We start from the raw sequence: 21,258 nt of genomic DNA, 5'->3' as shown, positions 1-21,258 counted from the left end.
GGTTGCACAGGAGTTTTTCTGAATATGGCACTCGCGATTTTCGATCTGGACGAAACCCTGATCCACGGTGACTGCGCCACGCTCTGGAGCGAACAGATGGGCCGTCTGGGCTGGGTCGATCCAGACTCTTTCATGCGCAAGAACAACGAACTGATGGACGCCTACAGCCATGGCAAGCTGCGCATGGAGGACTACATGGCCTTCAGCCTCGAGCCGCTGATCGGCCGCACCCCGGAAGAAGTCGAGCATCTTGTAGCGCCCTGGGTAGAAGATTTCATCGAACCGATCATCTTCAGCGACGCCACCCAAACCATCGCCGCCCACCGCAAGGCCGGTGACCGGATACTGGTGATTTCGGCTTCCGGCACCCACCTGGTCAAGCCTATTGCCGAGCGCCTGGGTATCGATGAAGTTCTTGGCATTGAGCTGGATATTGCACGCGGTGTTTACACCGGCAACACCACCGGCGTGCTGACCTACCGCGAAGGCAAGATCGCCCGTTTGCTGGAATGGCTGGATGAACAGGAAGAGAACCTTGAAGGCGCGAGTTTCTACTCGGATTCACGCAACGACCTGCCGTTGCTGCTGAAGGTGGATTACCCGCATGTGGTCAATCCGGATCCGGTGTTGCGCGAGCAGGCCGAGACCCATGGCTGGCCGATTCATAGCTGGAAATGATTGAAGCCATCGCGGGGCAAGCCGCTCCTGTGGGAGCGGCGGTGCGACGACTCGACTTGCCCCGCGATTGGCGGTTTACACCAGACTCTCGTCGATCACCAACACCAGCTTGCCCGACACCTGATTGCTGGCAAGCTCGGCAAACGCCGCTTCGGCATCCTTGATCGGGAAGGCCTTGGCCAGTTGCGGCTTGAGCCGGCCTTCACTGAACAGCGGCCACACTTGCTGGCCGAGGTCGCTGAGCAGGTCTGCCTTGAACTGATCATCGCGGGTGCGCAAGGTCGAACCCATCACCTGTATGCGCTTGCCCAGCAGTTGCGCCAGGTCCAGCTCAGCCTTGCGCCCGCCCATCAAGCCGATGATCACCCAGCGCCCGTCACGGGCCAGCAGCTTGAGGTTGAGCTCGGCATAGTTGGCGCCGACCGGGTCGAGGATCACATTGAACGGGGCGAAATCGTTCAACGCCTCGAGGTCTTCACCGCGCACCACGCCACCGCTGGCCCCCAGGTCTTCGCAGTAGACCAGGCGCTCGGCCGAGCCGACGCTGACCCAACACGGGCTGCCAAAGGCCTTGCACAGCTGGATCGCCGCCGAGCCGACACCGCTGGCACCGGCATGCAGCAAGACCTTCTCACCGGGCTTGAGCGCCGCCAGCTGGAACACATTGAGCCAGGCCGTGGCATACACCTCGGGGATCGCCGCCGCTTCCTGCAGGCTCAGGCCCTCCGGCACCGGCAGCACGTGGCGGCCATCGACCACCACTTCCTCGGCCATGCCGCCACCGGCGAGCAAGGCACAGACCCGATCACCGACCTGCCAGGAAGAACCGGCGCCCACTTCGCTGATCACCCCGGAGCATTCCAGGCCGAGAAACTCGCTGGCCCCCGGTGGTGGCGGGTAGAGCCCGGCACGCTGGAGCAGGTCAGCGCGATTGAGGCCGGCGGCGGCCACGCGAATTCGTACTTGACCGATATCGCAAGTTGGACTTGTCGTCGCAACCCACTCCACATGTCCGTCAACGCCTTGCAATGCCTTCACAGTGCCTCCATAGTTGAGTCATGACTGAGCCCGGGAGCTGTAGCCCCGGGCTTTTTGCATTATGCGTCCGGTTTTCATGGAACCGGCGAATTCAAAGACGGCCTAATATGCGTGATCAATTGTCCCTACGTCGAATCAGCATGAAGCATTTTCTGCCAAGCACCACCCTCGCCCTGTTGATCGGTCTGGGCAGTCTGCCATTGGCGGGCAGTGCATGGGCCGCCAACAGCTGGGATAAGCTCCAGCCCGACCGCGATGAAGTGGTCGCCAGCCTCAACGTGGTCGAGCTGCTCAAGCGCCACCACTACAGCAAGCCGCCGCTCAACGATGCGCGCTCGGTGATCATCTACGACAGCTACCTCAAACTCCTCGATCCTGCGCGCAGCTACTTCACCGCCAGCGACATTGCCGAGTTCGACAAGTGGAAGACCCAGTTCGACGATTTCCTCAAAAGCGGCAATCTCGACCCCGGCTTCACCATCTACAAACGCTACCTGGACCGGGTCAAATCGCGCCTGGACTTCGCCCTGGCCGAGCTGAGCAAGGGCGTCGACAACTTCGACTTCACCACCAAAGAGACCTTGCTGATCGATCGCAAGGACGCGCCGTGGATGAAGAACCAGGCCGAGCTCGACGACCTCTGGCGCAAACGCGTCAAGGATGAAGTGCTGCGCCTGAAGATCGCCGGCAAAGAGCCCAAGGCGATCCAGGAACTGCTGACCAAGCGCTACAAGAACCAGCTCACGCGCCTGGACCAGACCCGCGCCGAAGACATCTTCCAGGCCTATATCAACACCTTCGCCCAATCCTACGACCCGCACACCAACTACCTGTCGCCCGACAACGCGGAAAACTTCGATATCAACATGAGCCTGTCGCTCGAAGGTATCGGTGCCGTGCTGCAAAGCGACAACGACCAGGTCAAGATCGTGCGCTTGGTCCCGGCCGGCCCTGCCGCCAAGACCAAGCTGGTCGCTCCGGCCGACAAGATCATCGGCGTGGCCCAGGGCAACAAGGAAATGGTCGACGTGATCGGCTGGCGCCTGGATGAAGTGGTCAAGCTGATCCGCGGGCCGAAAGGTTCGGTGGTGCGCCTGGAAATCATCCCGGCCAGCAACGCCCCTAACGACCAGACCACCAAGATCGTGCCGATCACCCGTGAAGCGGTAAAACTCGAAGAGCAGGCGGCGAAAAAATCGGTGCTCAAGCTCAAGCAGGACGGCCGTGACTACAAGCTCGGGATCATCGAGATCCCGGCCTTCTACCTCGACTTCAAGGCCTTCCGGGCCGGCGATCCGGAGTACAAGAGCACCACCCGCGACGTTAAAAAGCTGCTGACCGAACTGCAGAAGGAAAAAGTCGACGGCGTGGTCATCGACCTGCGCAACAACGGCGGCGGCTCGCTGCAGGAAGCCACCGAGCTGACCAGCCTGTTCATCGACAAGGGCCCGACGGTGCTGGTGCGCAACAGCGACGGCCGCGTCGACGTGCTTGAAGACGAAAACAACGGCGCCTTCTACAAAGGCCCGCTGGCGCTGGTGGTCAACCGCCTGTCGGCCTCGGCTTCGGAGATTTTCGCCGGTGCCATGCAGGACTATCACCGCGCGCTGATCCTCGGCGGGCAGACCTTCGGCAAGGGCACGGTGCAGACCATCCAGCCGCTCAACCATGGCGAGCTGAAACTGACCCTGGCCAAGTTCTACCGGGTTTCCGGGCAGAGCACCCAGCACCAGGGCGTGCTGCCGGACATCGATTACCCGTCGATCATCGACACCAAGGAAATCGGTGAAAGCGCCCTGCCCGAAGCCATGCCGTGGGACACCATCCGCCCGGCGATCAAGCCTGCGGTCGACCCGTTCAAGCCGTTCCTGGCCCAGCTCAAGGCCCGTCACGACAGCCGTACGGCCAAGGATCCGGAGTTCGTCTATATCCGCGACCGCCTGGCCCTGACCCAGAAGCTGATGAACGAGAAAACCGTCAGCCTCAACGAAGCCGAACGCCGCGCCCAGCACGCCGACATCGAAAGCAAGCAGCTGGCGCTGGAGAACACCCGACGCAAGGCCAAGGGCGAAGAACCGCTCAAGGAACTGAAGAAGGAAGACGAAGACGCCCTGCCGGTCGAGCCGGACGATACCAAGCCGGAAGACGACGCCTACCTGAAGGAGTCCGGGCTGATCCTGCTGGACTACCTGGGGCTGAATTCGCAGGTGGCGCGCAATAACCCGTAAAGTAAAACGGTGATGGCAAAATAATGTGACCGCGCTTCATTGCGTCATCAAATAGTCATCAGACTGTCGTGAAATAAGGGACTGAGCGCCGCGGGTGCTCCGTCCCTTTTTTCTAGGTAGGCCTGCCATGACCATCAACGAACAGCTCAGCGCGTTGAGCACCATCCTGGCTCAAAGCGGCTTGCACAGCCTGTTCCAACCCATTATCTGCCTTTCCGAACGGCGCATCCTCGGCTACGAAGCACTGAGCCGCGGCCCGTCCAACAGCCCGCTGCACTCGCCGATCAACCTGTTCGCCGTGGCCCGCCAGGCCGGGCGCCTGACCGAGCTGGAAGTGGCCTGCCGCGAGAGCGCCTGCCGGCGCTTCAGCCAGCAGAATCTTGAAGGCAAGCTGTTCCTCAACGTCTCGCCCGAGTCCCTGCTCGAACCGCAGTACCAGTCCGGGCGCACCCTGAAGATGCTTCACGAGCTTGGCGTACCGCCCAGCCGGGTGGTGATCGAGCTCACCGAACAGACCCCGACCGACGACTTCCAGCTGCTGTTCAACGCCCTGCACCACTACCGCGACATGGGTTTTTCCATCGCCCTGGATGACCTGGGTGCCGGTTACTCGAGCCTGCGCCTGTGGTCGGAGCTGCGCCCGGACTACGTCAAGATCGACCGCCACTTCATCGACGGCATTCACCTGGATGCGGTCAAGCGCGAGTTCGTCGGTTCGATCCTGCAGATCGCCCGGGCCTCGCGTGCCCAGGTCATCGCCGAAGGCATCGAGCTGGCCGAAGAGCTCAAGGTGCTCACCGAGATGGGCGTCGACCTGGTCCAGGGCTACCTGCTGGGCCGCCCGCAGGAACAGGCGGCGCGCGATGTGCAAAGCATGCTCGGGCAGCCGGTACAGGCGCTGCAGAGCCTCAATGAAGACAGCGGCAACCTCGCCGCGCTGCTGATCGAGCAGCCGGCAGTGAACCGCGAGGCGCCCACCCCGCAGGTGCTGGAACTGTTTCGCAGCCAGGCCAACCTCAATTCCCTGGCGGTGCTCGACGCGCATGGGCAGCCGTGCGGCATCGTTCATCGCCATTCGCTCTCCGACGCGCTGCTCAAGCCGTTTGCCACCGACCTGTTCGCGCGCAAGCCGATCAGCCGCTTGATGAGCGATGACTTTCTCGCCGTGGATCTGGGCCAATCGCTGCAACAGGTCAGCCGCCTGCTCACCAGCCGCGCCCGCCAGCGCATCGAGGAAGATTTCATCATTACCCACAACGGCCGCTACCTGGGCCTGGGGCGCGTAATCGACGTGCTCAAGCTGATCACCGAGCAGAAGATCCAGCAAGCCCGTTATGCCAACCCGCTGACCCTGCTGCCGGGCAACGTGCCGATCCAGCAGTGCCTGACCCGCCTGCTGCAACAGCAACGCCCGGCGGCGATCTGCTACGTCGATATCGACAGCTTCAAGCCATTCAACGATATCTACGGCTATGCCCGTGGCGATGAGGTCCTGCTGTGCCTGGCCCAATGCCTGGGCGAAAGGGTCGACCCCAGCCGCGATTTCGTCGGCCATATCGGCGGCGACGATTTCATGCTGGTGCTCGGCTCAGATGATTGGCAACAACGCTTGCAGTTGTTGCTGGAGGACTTTCACAAGCAGTGCCGGCGCTTCTACCGGGCCGAGCACCTGCAGGCCGGGTGCTTCGTTGCCACCGACCGTCAGGGTCGGCGCCAGGAGTTTGCCCTGCTGTCACTGTCGATCGGCGTGGTGCAGTTGCACCCACAGGCCTGTGCCGGGCTCGATGCCGGGCAATTGGCCGAGCTGGCCTCGCAGGCCAAGCACCAGGCCAAGGATGTGCCTGGGCACAGCCTGTACCTGATCGATACCGCGCCTGGTGCTCAGGCTTCTTCGTGTTCGGGGTAGCTGTACTCGAACACCCGCACCACTTCCGAGGCGTGCCAGGAGGCCGCGGCCATGCCATCGGAGGGCCCGGAGAAGCGCCCCAGGCGCTCGACGCATTCGAAGAACCCGGTGCGTGGCAAGCGGCTGGCGCCCTGGCTGATCACCAGGGAGCTGCGCAGGGGTTGCTCGGCGCGGGCATCGAGCGCCGCCAGGTGCTCCAGCGCCGCGGTCAGCGTTTGCATGGCCGGGCTGGGTAACTGCAGTCGCTCGAGCAAGGCCCGGTAGGTCAGCAGGTGGCGTTGACGGCGGGCAACATCCAGCTCGCCGAGCAGGCCTTCCCAGTGCTGGCGGCTGATGCGCACGCTCACGACGGCTCGCTCCAGCCAGCCACACCCAGCTCCCAGGCCAGGCTGCGGCGAATCGCGGCATCCGGCTGGCGTTCACCGCTTTCGATCAGCGCCAGGTACACCGGGCTGATGCCAACGCTGCGCGCCAACTGCTCCGGCGCCAGGCCCTTGCCCTCACGCAAACGCGCCAGCTCGCTGAAATTCGGCAAGCTGGCGCTGTCTGTGGCGCTGGAGGCTGTGCTTGCGGCGGCAACCGGCTCGCCTTGCCCGGCGGCTTTAAGCAGCGCCTGATACTGCTCCCAGGGAACAACCGCGTACTCGGGTTGACCGTCTCGGCTGATGACCTGAATACCCATTACAACCCCCTTGTAGGATTACGATATGTAATCGGTAGGCATAATCCTTATGCCAATTATATTACCAGCCAACAAGGGTGTGCAGGGTCGCGATGTGATCAGCTTTTTTCCTGTTCCAGGCGCAGGGCTTCGGGGGTGTCTGGCAGGCGTTCGACCACCCGCAGTTTTTCCGGTGCCTGGCGCTTGCGCCAGGCGCTGAATGCGGCCAGTTCATCGGACACGGCTTTCATCACCCAGGCCAGCACGGCGATGTCATCGAGCATGCCGACGCCCAACAGCCAGTCGGGAATCGCATCCAGTGGGCTGACAAAGTACAGCAGCCCCGCTACCACGGTGATCAGCGCCTTGGGGCTGATCGCCCGGTACTCGCCGCGCCACCAGGCCAGGCACAGGGCCTGCATCAGGCGCACGTCCTCGCGCAACTTACCCAGCCGCGGACCTTTGCGCGCCACGGCAAAAATCAGCGCCGGCAAACGCCCGCGGCTGAGCAGACGCTCGGCCAGGGGCAGAAATCGGGCGAAATTCCACGGTGCTTTCATACGGCCTCCAGGGCCAGTGCCTAGGAAGGTTATCCACAATAATTGTGGATAACCTTGTGAACAGAGCTCAGTTTCAGGCTCAAGGCGCCCGCCCGGCAAGGGTCCGGGTTAAATCGGGCGTTTTTTACACACCTGTTTCAATCGCGCAAACGTTTTGCCCGCTGCGCCCTGATTCATCACAGTTGCAGTGACTAAGACCGTGCATGGCCCTCTGGGTTCGGTAAAACCCAGAAACGACAACGCCCCGTCGAGACGGGGCGTTGCAGGTATCAGCTGGCCTTACTCGGCAGCAGGATCGGCAGGCTCTTCAGCCTTGGCCGGGTCTTTGATGGCGATCAGTTCCAGATCGAACACCAGCACCGAGTTGGCCGGGATCATCGGGCTCGGGCTCTGGGCGCCGTAAGCCAGGTCCGACGGGATGTACAGCTTGTACTTCTCGCCAACGTGCATCAGTTGCAGACCTTCGACCCAACCCGGGATCACGCCGCTGACCGGCAGGTCGATCGGGCTGCCACGCTCGACAGAGCTGTCGAAGACCTTGCCGTCGATCAGCTTGCCTTCGTAGTGGACGGTGACCACGTCAGTCGGCTTCGGCTGAGCGCCGTCGGCCTTCTTGATGACTTCGTACTGCAGGCCCGAGGCGGTGGTGACCACGCCGGCCTTCTTGCCGTTTTCTTCAAGGAACTTCTTGCCGGCGGCAGCCGACTCTTCGCTCATTTTTACCAGGCGCTCTTCAGCGCGCTTCTGCAAGGCCGAGAAGGCTTCAACCAGCTCTTCGTCCTTGATCTTCTGTTCTTTCTTGCCAACGGCGTCTTCGATACCTTGAGCAACAGCTTTCGAATCAAGGTCGTCCATGCCTTCCTGAGCCAGGCTTTTGCCCATGTTCAGGCCAATACCGTAGGAGGCTTTCTGTGCCGGAGTCTTCAGCTCGACGCTGGTCTGCGAATCGCAACCCGCCAGTACCAGGCTAACCAGGGCAACCGCAGCCGCCAACCGATGCTGTTTCATGCTATTTCCTTGTTCATGCGCCAATAGGGCAATCGAGTAAAGCCGCGAGCTTATCAGGCGGCCACGACCAATGGCTACCGGCATGAGAGCAAGAAAACCCGGATAAGTTCAGCCAGATTAAACCTTCTTCATCCTCGGCTGCAGCCAGTGGCCAGTATTGACGGGACCCGGCAGTTGGGCAAATTCGCCGCTGAGGTTTTGTAGCAGTTTGTATCGATGCCGTGCAGCGGGCGGTTATCATCCCGGGCAGCGCAGCAGCGGCAAGGACGGCAGCAATGTGGGACGGCAGGGTCACCTTCAGCGACTACTGGTTCGGCTATGTGGGGCACAGTGAGGACTCATCGGCCCACAGCCATGTAGCCATCCAGCTTTGCATCGGGATTCGCGGCCCGGTGCGGGTCGATTTCGAACAGCACAGCCTAGAAGGCGCTGGCGTCATCATCGGGCCTTTCGTCAAACACCGCTCGGTGCAACAGCCGCAGCCGCTGGCGTTTCTGTTCATCTACCCGGAATCGCCCCTGGGGCGCGCACTCAACGCACAGTTGCCACTCAATGGCAGCGCCCTGGCCAGCCAGGCCATCGTCGACTGCTTTGCCCTGCAGCGCAGCACCGAACAAACTGTTGCGGCACTGAACCGCATCGTCGGCAGCCCAGCGGAGTTCGACCCACGCCTGGCCTGCGCCCTGTCCTTGTTGCGCGAAGACTGCGACGGCAGCGGCGCGGTCGGCCGCGCAGCCGAAGCGGTCGGGCTGTCCAGCCCGCGCCTGCGTCACGTGGCCACGCGCGACATGGGCGTGCCGCTGTCGCAGTGGATCATCTGGCGCAAGCTGGAGCGCGCCGCACACGCCCTGGCAGCCGGCCATAGCTTGAGCGAAGCGGCCCTGGATGGCGGCTTTGCCGACCAGGCGCACCTGAGCCGGATGATGCGGCGCATGCTCGGCCTGTCTCCGGCGCAAGCGGCTGGCGTGCTGATGCGCACGAGCGATTCGTTCAATACCTGACCTGCTGCACACGCCAAGCTCTGCCCTTCTTGATGACTAGAGGCGCAGTTCATGGGCAAGCCTACCTACCTGAAGCTAGTGGTCTGTACCGCAGTAATCGGCAGCCTGATGCTGCTCGGCTGGCAACGCTGGCAGTACAAACTGCAATACGTCAGCACCGATAACGCCGAGGTCGAGGGCATCATCGTGCCGATCCGCGCCAGGCTTTCGGGCATCGTTGTGCACGTGCCGGTGCAACACAACGGCCGGGTAGCCAGCGGCGACCTGTTGCTGCAGCTGCGCGATGATGAATACCTGCAACAACGAGACAAGGCCCAGGCAGCATTGAACAGGTTGCATGCGGCCACCGGCAGCCAAGGCACGCCCGGATTGCTTGATAGCCAGGCGCGCAGCGCGGCGGCCAACAGCCAGGCCGCCACCGCAACCATCGGCCAGCTCTCTGCCGGGCTTGAGCAGGCCCGTAGCGGCTTCCAGCGCGCCCGACGCCTGGCCGCCCAAGGCGTCCTCAGCAACCAGGACCTGGAAGCGGCCAAGGCGCAGTTCGATGCCCTCGGCCACCAGTTGCAGGGTGCGCGCAACAACGCCCAGGCCGCGGCGCAGGGCAGCCTGGCGCAACAGGCTGCGCTGAAGCTGGAAAGCTATCGAATCGATGCCGCCCGGGCCGACCTGGAACTGGCACAGATTCGCTTGCAAGACACCCGTCACCGCGCGCCGCAGGCCGGTATCGTCGCCGACAAGCATGTCGAACCCGGGCAGTTCGTGGTGGCCGGGCAAAAGTTGCTGAGCCTGGTCGCCACCGATCATTTGTGGATAGTGGCCAACTTCAAGGAGACCCAGATCAGCCGGGTCCGGGTTGGCCAGCCAGCGCGCGTCACACTCGACGCCTTCCCCGACAGGGTATTGCGCGGCCGGGTGCAGAGCCTGGTACCGGCCACAGGGGCACGCTTCTCGTTGCTACCGCAGGAAAACGCCAGCGGCAACTTCACCAAGGTGGTCCAGCGCCTGCAAGCGCGGATCGAACTTGAGCCGCTTGCGCTGCCTTACCAGGCCGCCATCAGCCAGGGCATGAGCGCCTTGGTCGAAGTCGATACCCGTGATGGGCAACGCTTATGAAATCGCCCTGGCTGGTGGCCTTCAGCGTGACCCTGATCTCGATGATGGAACTGCTCGACGTCACCATCGTCAACGTTGCCATTCCCAGCCTGATGGGCAGCTTCGGCGCCTCGGTGGATGAAATCTCCTGGGTCTCGACCGGCTACATCGTCGCCAACGTGGTCATCCTCCCGGCCAGTGGCTGGCTGTCGGCCTGGTTCGGCCGGCGCAACTACTACCTGGTTTCCTCGATCCTGTTCGTACTCGCCTCGCTGGGCTGCGCGATGTCCACCGAACTCTGGCAACTGGTGGCCTTGCGGATTATCCAGGGCCTGGCCGGCGGTGGCTTGCTGGGTATCTCCCAGGCGATCATCTACGACGTGTTCCCCAAGGAAAAGGTCAGCGCTGGCCTGGCCCTGTACGGGGTCGGGGTAATGATGGGACCGACTCTGGGGCCCTCGGTGGGCGGTTACCTGATTGATGAATTCTCCTGGCACTGGATCTTTCTGATCAACCTGCCGATCGGCGCTGTGGCGATCCTTCTGGCGTGGCTCTGCGTGTATGACTCGGTCAACGAGAAACGCCCGCAAAGCATCGACTACATCGGCTTCGCCCTGCTCGCCCTGGGCGTCGGCAGCCTGCAGATCATGCTCGAGCGTGGCGAACACTGGGACTGGCTGGAATCGGACCTGACCATCGCCTGCCTGCTACTGGGCAGCTTCGGCCTGTTGGCGTTTTTCTGGTGGGAGCAGCGCGTGGCCACGCCGATCGTCAATATGGGGCTGTTTCGCAACCGCGAGTTCCTCATGGGCTCGATCTGTGCTTTTTGCGTCGGCTTCGGCCTGTACAGCACGCTGTTCATGGTGCCATTGCTGCTGCAGACGCTGCTTGAGCAGAGCGCCTACCAGAGCGGCATGGTGATCTTTCCCGGCGCCCTGGCCAGCGCCGTGAGCACCCTGGTGATCGGCAAACTGTCCCAGGAAAACAAGATCGATGAACGGCTGTTCGTCAGCATCGGCATCCTCATCTACGGCTATGCGATGTACCTGCACACCCAGTTCACCCTGCAAAGCAGCCCCGACACCCTGTACTGGCCGCTGATCATCCGCGGGCTTGGCCTGGGCATGATTTTCGTTCCACTCACCAACCTGGCGATGCGCCAACTGCCTGCACAGTTGATCTCGGTCGGCTCGGGGGTGCTCAACCTCATGCGCCAGCTCGGTGGCAGCGTCGGCATCGCCATTGCCGCGACCTTGCTGACGCGCTTTTCCTGGGCGCGCTACCGGCAATTGTCCGAGCACGTCACCGAGTCGAGCATCATCGCCAGCGGCTGGGATGTTGCCCGCTACGACCCGCGCGTGCTTTCGCTGGGCACCAGCGACCCGGCCCAGGCGCAAGCCCTGCTGGTCCTGGCCAATACCCGTGAACAGGCACAGATGCTCGGCTTCAGCATGCTTTTCGGCCTGCTCGGCGCAGTCATGCTGATCGGTGTGCCGATGGTCCTGCTGATGCGCAACCCCAAACGAATCGCTCAACCCGAACAGGAAGCCTTGCCGTGCTCGAACAACGCTCGCGAATCCGCGCAGGCCTGATAGCCCTGGCACTGCTTGGCAGCAGCCAGCAGGCCCGCGCTGATGACCTCTACCAGCTCTATCAAAAAGCCCTGGCCCATGACATGAAATACGCCGCGGCCATCGAACAGCAACGTGCCAGCAACGAAAAACAACCCCAGGGCCGCGCCCTGCTGTTGCCCAACCTGTCACTTGAAGGGGGCGCCGCTTGGGTCGACCGTGACGACAGCGGTGCGGCGACACGCAATCGTGACAACTCCAATGCCTACGCACTGGTGCTGATCCAGCCATTGCTGCGCTGGCAGAACGTGATCGGCCATGACCAGAGCAAGGCGCTGGTGCTGGCCGGGGAAATCAACCTGCAGGCCGCTCGCCAGGACCTGATGCTGCGGGTCGCCGACGCCTACTTTGACCTGCTGCTGGCCGAAGACCTGCTCAGCACCAGCCGCCAGCAGGTGCGCACCCTGCAGGAGCAACGCGGCAAGGCTGAACGCTTCTACCAGGCTGGATCCGGTACCGTAAGCGAGGTGCAACGCATCCAGGCCCGCTACGACCTGGCGTATGCCAGGCAGATGGCCGCGCACAGTGCTGTGCAAATGCACCAGGAAACCCTGGCGCAGTTGACCGGCAGCGTGCCCGCGTCCCTGGCCCGGCTCGACCCGCAGGTGCGTTTTCAGGGGCCGCAACCGGCGTTGATCGGCACCTGGGCCGAGCAGGCGCAGCAGCACAACCTCAAGGTCCAGGCGGCGCAGATCAAGCGCCTGGTGGCAGAAAAGGAGATCGACAAGCAACAGGCCGGGCATTTGCCCACGGTCGACCTGGTGGCCGCTCACGGGCGCTTCGCCTCGGTGGGCGGCAGCCTGTACGACGTCACCCTGCCGGAAGAAAAATACACCCAGACCGTGGTCGGTGTGCAGGTCAGCCTGCCGTTGTACGCCGGTGGCGGCACTACCAGCCGCAGTCGCGAGGCCCGCGCCCTGCACGGTGTGGCCCTGGATGAAGTCGAAGACGCCCGCCGCGAGGCCGGCCTGATGGCGCGCCAGGCCTACCTGAGCCTGACCAGCGGCATCAGCCAGTACGCGGCGCTGCAGCAGGCGCTGCGCTCGAGCCAGACCAACCTGGCCTCGACCACCCGCGCCTTCGAAGCCGGTGCGCGGATCAGTGCCGATGTGCTGGATGCCGAACAGCAACTGACCCAAACCGAGCAGCAACTGGCCGAACAGCGTTATTCAATCGTGCTGGCCCAGCTCAAGCTGCTGGCCGCCAACGGCAGCCTCGGCGATGCCGGCCTGCAAGAAATCAACGCGCTGTTGTCAGCGGGCACTCAAGGGTAGTGGCCGTCGCGGTACTGCGCCGCCACTTCGCGCAAAACCTCGCACAGCCATTGCACCGGCAAGGCCTGGGGCAAGGCGGCATTGCTGCAGATGCCGACCGAGCCGCCCGGCTCGCTGACACCCAGGTCCAGCTCGCACAGCTCGCCACGGCTGAGATCGACGCGCACGGCATCGCGCGGTGCCACCCAGACCGCATCGCTGCCTTGTACATATCGGCGGCTGAGGGCCGGCGACAGGGTTTCCAGGCGCTGCGCGGGTTGCTCGATGGCGCACTGCACGAACAGGCTGTCGGCGTGCTTGCGGATGGTCGTGCCGGCCAGCGGCAACACCAGCGGATAGCGTCCGACCTGGCTGCGCTCGAGCGGCTGGCGGCCGAGCAAAGGATGGCCTGGGCGCACCACCAGCGACATCGACTCGCTGTACAGGTGCTCGAACATCAGCCCCTGGATCTGCGGGCTGTCGGTCATGCGCCCGATCACCAGGTCCAGCTCACCGACGTGCAACTGCCCCAGCAGGTGCGCGCTGGGACCGGTGGCAACGCTGACTACCAGGGCCTCATGACGCTGGTGCAGGCGGCACAGCACTTCGGGCATCAGCAGGCTCTCGACGGTCGACAGCACGCCGACCCGCACCTGCGGTGGCGCGTGTTCTTCGCCGCGCAGGGTGCTGACGCCTTCGCGCAGGGCCTGCACGCTGGGGCCGGCGTAGCGCATGAAACGCACCCCGGCCGGGGTCAGCTCGACGCCCTGCTTGCTGCGCTCGAACAGCCGCGTTTCAAGCAGCGCTTCAAGCTCCTTGAGGGTCTTGGAAATTGCCGGCTGACTGATCGCCATAGCGTCGGCGGCCTTGGCGAAACTGCCCTGGCGGGCGATTTCGAGAAAGCACAGCAGGTGGCGGAATTTGATCCGGGTGTCGAGGTTCATCCCCGGAGTTTATCGGGGCTCGGCCCGGACTGCGACCGCTTTGCGGTCGATCGCCGGCAAGGCCGGCTCCCACAGGAGCAGGCTTGCCAGCGATGAGGCCATCAACAGCGGCCCAGTTCTACCTGCTCGCCACTGATGCGCACCGGCCACACCTGCAACGCCTGCTGCGGATCCTCCAGGCAACGCCCGTCACGCAAGCAGAAATGCTGCTTGTACAACGGCGCCGCTACTACCAGTTCGCCCTTGAGTTCGCCAATCAATCCGCGACCAATCACATTGGCCCCGGACCTGGGGTCATGGTTGTCCACGGCAAACACCGGCGTGGCCTGCCCCGGCAGGTAAAACAGCGCCACCTGGCGCCCCTCGAACCACACCACCACCCCGGACTGGGCGACCAGGTCGGCACGGCTGCAAACCCGCTGCCAGTGGTGCGCCTGAACAATTTTCGCTGCGTTGGACTGGCTCATCAAAGCACCTCCTCGGTGGTCGGGATCAAGTGAAGTTCGCCGGCGCCGACAGGCCGGCGCTGGCCGCGTTCGCGGACAAAGTGCACACCCGGGTCCGGGCGCTGATCGTTGACGAAGGTACGGAAGCGCTTGAGCTTGTCCGGATCCTTCAGCGCATTGGCCCACTCGCACTCGTAGCGCTCGACCACCAGCTGCATCTGCGCTTCGAGCTCAGCACCCAGGCCCAGGCTGTCGTCGAGGATCACCTGCTTGAGGTAGTCCAGCCCGCCCTCCAGGCTCTCGCGCCACACCGAGGTGCGCTGCAGTTTGTCGGCGGTGCGGATGTAGAACATCAGCACGCGGTCGATGGTGCGGATCAGGCTGGCGTCGTCCAGGTCGGTGGCGAACAGTTCGGCATGCCGCGGGCGCATGCCGCCGTTGCCGCAGATGTACAGGTTCCAGCCCTTCTCGGTGGCGATCACGCCGATGTCCTTGCTCTGCGCCTCGGCGCATTCACGGGTGCAGCCGGACACCGCGAACTTGAGCTTGTGCGGCGAGCGCAGGCCCTTGTAGCGGTCTTCCAGGGTCAGGGCCATCTGCACGCTGTCCTGCACGCCGTAACGGCACCAGGTGCTGCCGACACAGGACTTCACCGTGCGCGTCGACTTGCCGTAGGCGTGACCGGTCTCGAAGCCTGCGGCAATCAGCTCAGCCCAGATCTCTGGCAATTCGTGCAACTGGGCGCCGAACAGGTCGATGCGCTGGCCGCCGGTGATCTTGGTGTAGAGGTCGTATTTTTTCGCTACTTCGCCGATGACGATCAGCTTCTCGGGAGTGATCTCGCCACCGGGAATGCGCGGCACCACCGAATAGGTGCCGTTCTTCTGCATGTTGGCCATGAAGGTGTCGTTGGTGTCCTGCAGCGGCACCAGCGATGGTTCCATGATCGGCTGGTTCCAGCACGAGGCGAGGATCGAGCCGACCGTGGGTTTGCAGATATCGCAGCCGACGTGCCCGCGTCCATGTTTGGCGAGCATCTCGTCGAAACTGAGGATGCCTTCAACCCGCACCAGCGCGTACAACTCCTGGCGGGTGTAGGCGAAGTGTTCGCACAGGCTCTTGTCGACGCTGACGCCGCGGGCGATCAGTTCATGCTCGAAGACCTGCTTGAGCAACGCCGCACACCCACCGCAACCGGTACAGGCCTTGGTCTGCTGCTTGAGCTGGCCGAGCTCGCCGCAGCCACTGTCGATGGCAGCGCAGATCGCGCCCTTGCTGACGTTGTGGCAGGAGCAAATGGTCGCGCTGGCGGGCAAGGCATCGGCGCCCAGTGCCGGCGCGCCGGCCGACTGCGGCAGGATCAGCCCGGCCGGATCGGCGGGCAGGGCAATGCCGTTCTGCACGTACTGCAGCAGGGTGTCGTAATAGCTGTTGTCGCCGACCAGCACCGCGCCGATCACCCGTTTGCCGCTGGCATCAACCACCAGGCGGCGATAGGCCGACGCCGCTTCGTCGATAAAGCGATAGCTGCGCGCCCCGGGTGTGGCGCCGTGGGCGTCGCCGATTGAGCCGACATCGACACCGAGCAGCTTGAGCTTGGTCGACATGTCGGCCCCGGTAAAACTGCCAGCGTCTTCACCGGCCAGCGTCGCCGCCACCGTGCGCGCCATGCTATAGCCCGGCGCTACCAGGCCGAACACGCTGCCGTTCAACGACGCGCATTCGCCGATGGCAAAGATCCGCGGGTCGCTGCTGCGGCACCCACTGTCGATCACCACCCCGCCGCGCTGGGCGATATCCAGGCCGCTGCTGCGACCCAGGGCATCCTGCGGGCGGATACCGGCGGAGAACACGATCAGGTCGGTTTCCAGAAACTCGCCGCCGTCGAAGTTCATCCGGTAGCGGTACTCGTCACCGGCAACGATGGCCTGAGTCGCCCGCGACAAGTGCACGCCGACACCCAGGGCTTCGATCTGCGCCCGCAAGGCGGCGCCGCCTTCGGCATCCAGTTGCACCGGCATCAGACGCGGAGCGAACTCCACCACGTGGGCTTCCAGGCCGAGGGATTTCAAGGCATTGGCTGCCTCAAGACCGAGCAGGCCGCCACCGACTACCACCCCACGGCGAGCACTGGCGGCCGCGACGCGGATCGCATCGAGATCATCAAGGGTGCGATAGACCAGGCGCGCCGCCCCCTGCGAGCCTTCGATCGGCGGCACGAACGGATAGGAGCCGGTGGCCAGCACCAGTTGATCGTAAGGGTAGCGCCCGGCGCCGGTGACCACCTCGCAGCGCTCACGATCGATCTCCAGCACCGGCTCGCCCAGGTGCAGGTGAATGCCGTGGCCGGCGTACAAGCCCGCCTCGCCCAGGGCCAGGGTTTCGGCATCGCTGCCACTGAAGTATTCCGACAGGTGCACGCGGTCGTAGGCGCGCTGGCGTTCTTCGCCGAACACCCGCACCTGGAAACGGCCCAGGGCACCGCGTTCGATCAGTTGCTCGACGCAGTGATGACCGACCATGCCGTTGCCGACGATGATCAGCTGTTGCCGCGCTTCGATGCTGGTAAACCCATTCATACCCGATCCTCACTCAAGGCCAATCACGCTGGCTTTGCTGCTGGGGCCAACCCCGAAAAACAAAAAAAAGGCGCCTGGAGCCGAAGCTCCAGGCGCCTTTGCCTGGTCTGTTTTTGTAGTCCCGGTTGCGAATCGCCATTGACCCGCGAGGACGTTGTAAATCTGTAAAAGCAGGGAGCGTGCCAAGTGCCAAAGCCTTTCAAACCTGGGTTTGTGCGCGTTCCACTGGCGCCGTTACCGACCCAGGCTGGTGCAGCGCTCCCTGTTATGGGGCACTTCAATACACGTCACGCAGGTAACGCTTGGCACGGTTCAGTTCGCCGACATAAGCCTCGGCCCGCTCCACACTCATGCCGCCATGCTGCTGCACCACCTGCTTGAGCGCCGTATCGACATCCCGGGCCATGCGCCCGGCATCGCCACAGATATAAAAATGCCCGCCTTCCTCCAGCCAGCGCCATAGCTCGGCGCCCTGCTCGAGCATGCGCTGCTGCACGTAGATCTTCTGCGCCTGGTCGCGGGAAAACGCGGTGTCCAGGCGGGTCAGGTGACCGTCACGCTGCCAGGCCAACAACTCGTCACGGTAATAGAAATCCGTGGCCGCCTGCTGTTCACCAAACAACAGCCAGTTGCGGCCGCTGGCACCTTGCGCCTGACGCTCCTGCAGGAACGCCCTGAACGGCGCCACGCCAGTACCAGGCCCGACCATGATCACCGGCGCCGAGCTGTCGTCGGGCAGGCGAAAGTGCGCGGTCGGCTGGGTGAAGATCTCGACCCGAGCGGGCTCGCTGCGGTCGGCCAGGTAGGTCGAGCACACGCCCTTGCGCCGCCCGTAACGCACAGTCGCAACCGTCAGGTGCACCTGATGTGGATGCAGCTTCTGGCTTGAGCTGATCGAGTACAGCCGCGGCTGCAAGGGTTTGAGCAATTCGAGCCAAGCCTGCAGGCTCAGTTGGGGCTTGCACGCATGCACCAGGTCGATCAGTTGCTTGCCCCACAGCCAGCCCTTGAGCACAGCCTTGTTGTGCGGCTCAAGCAAGGCGCGCAGTTGCGCATCACCGGGGGCGAAAGCCTCAAGCATCTGCGGGGTGATGCGGGCGATCTCCAGGTGTTCCAGCAGCGCCTCGGCCAAGGGCATGTCGGCCTGTCCCTTGAGGCTGACACTGCGACCGCCGTCGAAGCGGGTGGCAGTCAGCAGTTCATCCACCAACCCCGGACAGTTGCGCGGCCATACGCCCAGGGCGTCGCCAGCCTGATAAGTGAAACCGCTGTCGCCCAGGTCGAACACCAACTGGCGGGTTTCCTTTACCGCACCTGGGCCGTTGAGCAGGCGGTTGCCGACCAGGGTGGCTGGCAACGGCCGCATCTTGCTGAAACCGCTAGCCGTGGGCGTTGGTGCTTCGAGCAGCAGGTCGCTGTGGCCCAGCTTGCCCAGCAATGCCTGCAGCCACTGCCCCGCTGATTCATGCAAATCGCCCTCGCAATCGACCCGTTCGAGCAAGCGCTTGGCGCCCAGTTCGGCCAGGCGCTGATCCAGCTTGCGACCAAACCCGCAGAACTGTTCATAACTGGAATCCCCCAGGGCCAGCACCGCGTAAGGCAAACCGGCGCAGCGTTGCGCATGCTCGCCCTGCAGCCCGCGCCAGAACGCCGCGCCGCAGTCGGGCGCATCACCGTCGCCAAACGTGCTGGCGATCAGCAGCAGGCTGGCCAGGCCGTCCAGTTGTTCCAGGGCGATGTCGTCCATGCAGCTCAACTGCACCGGCAAGCCGACCTGGCGCAGGCGCTCTGCACATTGCTCGGCCAAGGCCTGAGCGTTGCCGGTCTGCGAGGCCCAGAGCAGCAGGTGTTTGTCCTGCAACGAAACAGGCTGATGATCGATCTGGACGGCATCTATGCGCTCACCGGCCACCCGGCTCAGGGCCACCGCGCAGAACTTGAAGGCCGGCTGCAGCGATAGCGGGTCGACGGCGTCACTGGTGACGGCATTGATCGCCAGGTTCTCGCCATAAACGTCGTTCCAGTGAAACGGCGCAAAGCAGTTGCCCGGCAGCACCCGGGGGCTGAGCCGTGCCGGCAGCACGGCCTGCCCGCGTCGCGAGCGGATCTGCACCTGATCCTTGTCAGCGATACCCAGGCGCTCGGCATCGTCCGGGTGAATCTCCACGAACGGCCCGGGGTCGAGCTTGTTCAGCGCCGCCACCTTGCCGGTCTTGGTCAGGGTGTGCCACTGGTGCTGGACCCGCCCAGTGTTGAGTACCAGCGGAAAATCGGCGTCCGGCAGCTCGGCAGCGGGCAGGCACGGACGGGCAAAAAAACGTGCCTTGCCGCTGCGAGTGGGAAAGGCAATGGCAGGTACCTCGCCTTGGCCGTCGTGGCGCAGGGCCTGGCTGACGCCGTCGTTGCGATAGCGCAGCGGGCTGCGCTCATTCTTGCGCCCAGGCTCACACGGCCACTGCTGCGATGCTTCGCGCAAAACGGCATAGCTGACGCCGCGCACATCGTAACCGGTGGCCGGGTTCCAGGCCTGGCGCAGTTCGTCGAACACCGCTTGGGCATTGGCGTAACTGAACGCTTCGACATAGCCCATGGCGCAGGCGATACGGGCGATGATCTGCCAGTCGGGCAAGCTCTCGCCCGGCGCCTCGACCGCCTGGTTCATCAGGGTCAGGTTGCGCTCGGAATTGACCATCACCCCTTCGCCCTCGGCCCACAGCGCAGCAGGCAGGAGGATATCGGCGTAGCGGTTGGTTTCGGTGTCGAGGAAGGCGTCCTGGGTGATTACCAGTTCAGCCGCTTGCAACCCTTCGATCACCTGCTGGCGGTTGGCGACGCTGGCCACCGGGTTGCTGCAGATGATCCAGCAGGCCTTGATCTGCCCGGTCGCGAGGTTTTCGAACAGCGCCACCGTGCCCTCACCGGCTTCACTGCGCAGGCTGCCAGCGGGAATCTGCCAGAGCTGTTCGACAAAGGCGCGATCGTCCGCAACCAGTGCCGAACGCTGCCCGGGCAGGCCCGGGCCCATGTAGCCCATTTCACGACCGCCCATGGCGTTGGGCTGGCCGGTCAGCGAGAACGGCCCGCTGCCCGGCCGACAGATGGCGCCGGTGGCCAGGTGCAGGTTGCACAGCGCATTGGTTTGCCAGGTGCCATGGATGCTCTGGTTCAGGCCCATGGTCCAGCAGCTCATCCACTCCGGGGCCTGGCCGATCCACGCGGCGGCCTGGCGGATATCGGCCTCGCGCAGCCCGGTGATGGTGGCGACCCGCTCGGGCGTGTAGTCCTGCAAAAAGCCCGGCATATCCTCCCAGCCTTCGGTGTAGCGCTGGATGAAATCAGCGTCGCACTGGCCGTTTTCACATAGCAGGTAAAGCAGGCCATTGAGCAATTCCAGGTCGGTGCCCGGTTTGATCTGCAGGAACAGATCGGCCTTGTCGGCGGTGGCGCTGCGCCTGGGGTCGACGACGATCAGCCGGGCGCCGGCCTTGAGCCGGTCGAGCAGGCGCAAGAACAGCACCGGGTGACAATCGGCCATGTTCGCGCCAATCACCAGGAACACCTCGGCGCGGTCGAAATCCTGGTAGCTGCCCGGCGGCCCGTCGGCGCCCAGCGACAGTTTGTAGCCGCTGCTGGCACTGGCCATGCACAGGCGCGAGTTGGACTCGATATGGCGGCTGCGGACAAAGCCCTTGGCCAGTTTGTTGATCAGGTACTGGGCCTCCAGCGACATCTGCCCGGAGACATAAAAGCCCAGGGCGTCCGGGCCATGCTCGTCAACAATGGCCCGCAGGCGCCGGGCCGTCTGTTCAACAGCGGTGTCGATGCCGCTCTGCACCGGGTCGCGCTGGCGCTGCTCGCGCACATAGGCATGCGTCATGCGCCCGGACGCGCCCAGCGGTTGATGGGCGGTGAGGCCCTTGGTGCACAGGCGGCCAAAATTGCTGGGGTGCAGTTTGTCGCCACTGACCTTGGTCACCCGCCCGTCTTCGACGTTCATGACGATGCCACAACCGACGCCACAATACGGGCACACGCTGCGCACGCTGGTGCTGCTCATCGGCCTACCTCCTGATTTGCGCAAACAAAAAGGCGCCCTGCTGCCCCGGCCTGAACTAACAAGCAGGGGCAACACGGCGCCTTTGTCGTGAACGGGGCAATCTGCGTTGATTGCCGGATGCTCAGGCTGTAGCAAGGGCCGCGCCACAATTGGCAACGCCTTGCGCGGCGTGGATC

16 protein-coding genes are annotated in these 21,258 nt (G+C 63.8%); 7 read left to right on the top strand and 9 right to left on the bottom strand.

Annotation, left to right across the window (positions count from 1 at the left end; genetic code table 11):
* The first annotated feature begins 24 nt into the window (after positions 1-24).
* A complete protein-coding gene (locus ABIE20_RS21330) occupies positions 25-678 on the top strand; it encodes an HAD family hydrolase (protein ID WP_429507151.1) in 654 nt (217 codons plus the stop codon).
* A 75-nt stretch (positions 679-753) separates the two neighbouring features.
* Here ABIE20_RS21330 and ABIE20_RS21325 read toward each other — a convergent pair whose 3' ends face one another.
* Positions 754-1,716, bottom strand: a complete 963-nt coding sequence (locus ABIE20_RS21325) for a zinc-binding dehydrogenase (RefSeq protein ID WP_429507150.1) — start codon at positions 1,714-1,716, stop codon at positions 754-756.
* A 140-nt stretch (positions 1,717-1,856) separates the two neighbouring features.
* Here ABIE20_RS21325 and ABIE20_RS21320 point away from each other — a divergent pair, with 140 nt between their 5' ends.
* Complete coding sequence (locus ABIE20_RS21320; RefSeq protein WP_429507148.1) at positions 1,857-3,944, top strand: carboxy terminal-processing peptidase; 2,088 nt, start codon at positions 1,857-1,859, stop codon at positions 3,942-3,944.
* A gap of 127 nt (positions 3,945-4,071) precedes the next feature.
* Positions 4,072-5,850, top strand: coding sequence for a bifunctional diguanylate cyclase/phosphodiesterase (locus ABIE20_RS21315; protein WP_429507147.1), 1,779 nt, complete (start codon positions 4,072-4,074; stop codon positions 5,848-5,850).
* Here the strand turns inward: ABIE20_RS21315 and ABIE20_RS21310 are convergent.
* The 4 genes from ABIE20_RS21310 to ABIE20_RS21295 form a co-directional block, all read right to left on the bottom strand.
* A complete protein-coding gene (locus tag ABIE20_RS21310) occupies positions 5,826-6,197 on the bottom strand; it encodes a hypothetical protein (protein ID WP_010224211.1) in 372 nt (123 codons plus the stop codon). The two genes, ABIE20_RS21315 and ABIE20_RS21310, sit on opposite strands and share 25 nt — an antisense overlap.
* Entirely contained in the window at positions 6,194-6,532 is a 339-nt protein-coding gene (locus tag ABIE20_RS21305; RefSeq protein WP_429507145.1) for a helix-turn-helix domain-containing protein, read from the bottom strand. The genes ABIE20_RS21310 and ABIE20_RS21305 overlap by 4 nt, the downstream gene beginning before the upstream one ends.
* Positions 6,533-6,630: 98 nt before the next feature.
* Positions 6,631-7,071, bottom strand: a complete 441-nt coding sequence (locus ABIE20_RS21300) for a YkvA family protein (RefSeq protein ID WP_429507143.1) — start codon at positions 7,069-7,071, stop codon at positions 6,631-6,633.
* Between the two features lie 279 nt (positions 7,072-7,350).
* On the bottom strand, positions 7,351-8,079 hold the full coding sequence (locus ABIE20_RS21295; protein ID WP_429507141.1) for an FKBP-type peptidyl-prolyl cis-trans isomerase: 729 nt from the start codon (positions 8,077-8,079) through the stop codon (positions 7,351-7,353).
* A 275-nt stretch (positions 8,080-8,354) separates the two neighbouring features.
* On the opposite strand from ABIE20_RS21295, the gene ABIE20_RS21290 reads away from it, so the two are divergent.
* From ABIE20_RS21290 to ABIE20_RS21275, 4 genes are read left to right on the top strand one after another with little or no spacing between them, the layout of a single operon-like run.
* Positions 8,355-9,080 (top strand): helix-turn-helix domain-containing protein, encoded by a 726-nt coding sequence (locus tag ABIE20_RS21290; RefSeq protein ID WP_429507140.1) that lies wholly within the window; start codon positions 8,355-8,357, stop codon positions 9,078-9,080.
* Positions 9,081-9,131: 51 nt separating this feature from the next.
* Positions 9,132-10,193: an HlyD family secretion protein gene (locus ABIE20_RS21285; protein WP_429507138.1), complete on the top strand. Its 1,062-nt coding sequence runs from the start codon at positions 9,132-9,134 to the stop codon at positions 10,191-10,193.
* Positions 10,190-11,764 (top strand): DHA2 family efflux MFS transporter permease subunit, encoded by a 1,575-nt coding sequence (locus tag ABIE20_RS21280; RefSeq protein ID WP_429507137.1) that lies wholly within the window; start codon positions 10,190-10,192, stop codon positions 11,762-11,764. Before ABIE20_RS21285 ends, ABIE20_RS21280 begins: the two co-directional genes overlap by 4 nt.
* On the top strand, positions 11,728-13,077 hold the full coding sequence (locus tag ABIE20_RS21275) for a TolC family outer membrane protein (protein ID WP_429507135.1): 1,350 nt from the start codon (positions 11,728-11,730) through the stop codon (positions 13,075-13,077). The genes ABIE20_RS21280 and ABIE20_RS21275 overlap by 37 nt, the downstream gene beginning before the upstream one ends.
* Here the strand turns inward: ABIE20_RS21275 and pcaQ are convergent.
* The 4 genes from pcaQ to ABIE20_RS21255 form a co-directional block, all read right to left on the bottom strand.
* Positions 13,068-14,000: a pca operon transcription factor PcaQ gene (gene pcaQ / locus ABIE20_RS21270; RefSeq protein WP_429507134.1), complete on the bottom strand. Its 933-nt coding sequence runs from the start codon at positions 13,998-14,000 to the stop codon at positions 13,068-13,070. The two genes, ABIE20_RS21275 and pcaQ, sit on opposite strands and share 10 nt — an antisense overlap.
* A 101-nt stretch (positions 14,001-14,101) precedes the next feature.
* Entirely contained in the window at positions 14,102-14,467 is a 366-nt protein-coding gene (gene nirD, locus ABIE20_RS21265; RefSeq protein WP_429507133.1) for a nitrite reductase small subunit NirD, read from the bottom strand.
* Positions 14,467-17,025 (bottom strand): nitrite reductase large subunit NirB, encoded by a 2,559-nt coding sequence (gene nirB / locus ABIE20_RS21260; protein ID WP_429507132.1) that lies wholly within the window; start codon positions 17,023-17,025, stop codon positions 14,467-14,469. The genes nirD and nirB overlap by 1 nt, the downstream gene beginning before the upstream one ends.
* A gap of 277 nt (positions 17,026-17,302) precedes the next feature.
* The gene (locus ABIE20_RS21255) at positions 17,303-21,082 is read right to left on the bottom strand and encodes a molybdopterin-dependent oxidoreductase (protein WP_429507131.1); all 3,780 of its coding nucleotides are present in this window, start codon (positions 21,080-21,082) and stop codon (positions 17,303-17,305) included.
* Between the last annotated feature and the right edge of the window lie 176 nt (positions 21,083-21,258).

The sequence above is a fragment of the Pseudomonas sp. 2835 genome, from assembly GCF_050435905.1.
GTDB lineage: Bacteria > Pseudomonadota > Gammaproteobacteria > Pseudomonadales > Pseudomonadaceae > Aquipseudomonas.
The sequence above is the reverse complement of the archived record's forward strand: the minus strand, read 5'-3'. Positions and strand labels throughout refer to the sequence as shown.

Bases quoted from the DNA above. Each gene is read 5' to 3' on its own strand.
- ABIE20_RS21320 (WP_429507148.1), top strand. From the start codon at position 1,857: ATGAAGCATTTTCTGCCAAGCACCACCCTCGCCCTGTTGATCGGTCTG.
- ABIE20_RS21290 (WP_429507140.1), top strand. From the start codon at position 8,355: ATGTGGGACGGCAGGGTCACCTTCAGCGACTACTGGTTCGGCTATGTG.
- pcaQ (WP_429507134.1), bottom strand. From the start codon at position 14,000: ATGAACCTCGACACCCGGATCAAATTCCGCCACCTGCTGTGCTTTCTC.
- ABIE20_RS21300 (WP_429507143.1), bottom strand. From the start codon at position 7,071: ATGAAAGCACCGTGGAATTTCGCCCGATTTCTGCCCCTGGCCGAGCGT.
- ABIE20_RS21330 (WP_429507151.1), top strand. From the start codon at position 25: ATGGCACTCGCGATTTTCGATCTGGACGAAACCCTGATCCACGGTGAC.
- nirB (WP_429507132.1), bottom strand. From the start codon at position 17,025: ATGAATGGGTTTACCAGCATCGAAGCGCGGCAACAGCTGATCATCGTC.
- ABIE20_RS21295 (WP_429507141.1), bottom strand. From the start codon at position 8,079: ATGAAACAGCATCGGTTGGCGGCTGCGGTTGCCCTGGTTAGCCTGGTA.
- ABIE20_RS21315 (WP_429507147.1), top strand. From the start codon at position 4,072: ATGACCATCAACGAACAGCTCAGCGCGTTGAGCACCATCCTGGCTCAA.
- ABIE20_RS21280 (WP_429507137.1), top strand. From the start codon at position 10,190: ATGAAATCGCCCTGGCTGGTGGCCTTCAGCGTGACCCTGATCTCGATG.
- ABIE20_RS21305 (WP_429507145.1), bottom strand. From the start codon at position 6,532: ATGGGTATTCAGGTCATCAGCCGAGACGGTCAACCCGAGTACGCGGTT.
- nirD (WP_429507133.1), bottom strand. From the start codon at position 14,467: ATGAGCCAGTCCAACGCAGCGAAAATTGTTCAGGCGCACCACTGGCAG.
- ABIE20_RS21255 (WP_429507131.1), bottom strand. From the start codon at position 21,082: ATGAGCAGCACCAGCGTGCGCAGCGTGTGCCCGTATTGTGGCGTCGGT.
- ABIE20_RS21285 (WP_429507138.1), top strand. From the start codon at position 9,132: ATGGGCAAGCCTACCTACCTGAAGCTAGTGGTCTGTACCGCAGTAATC.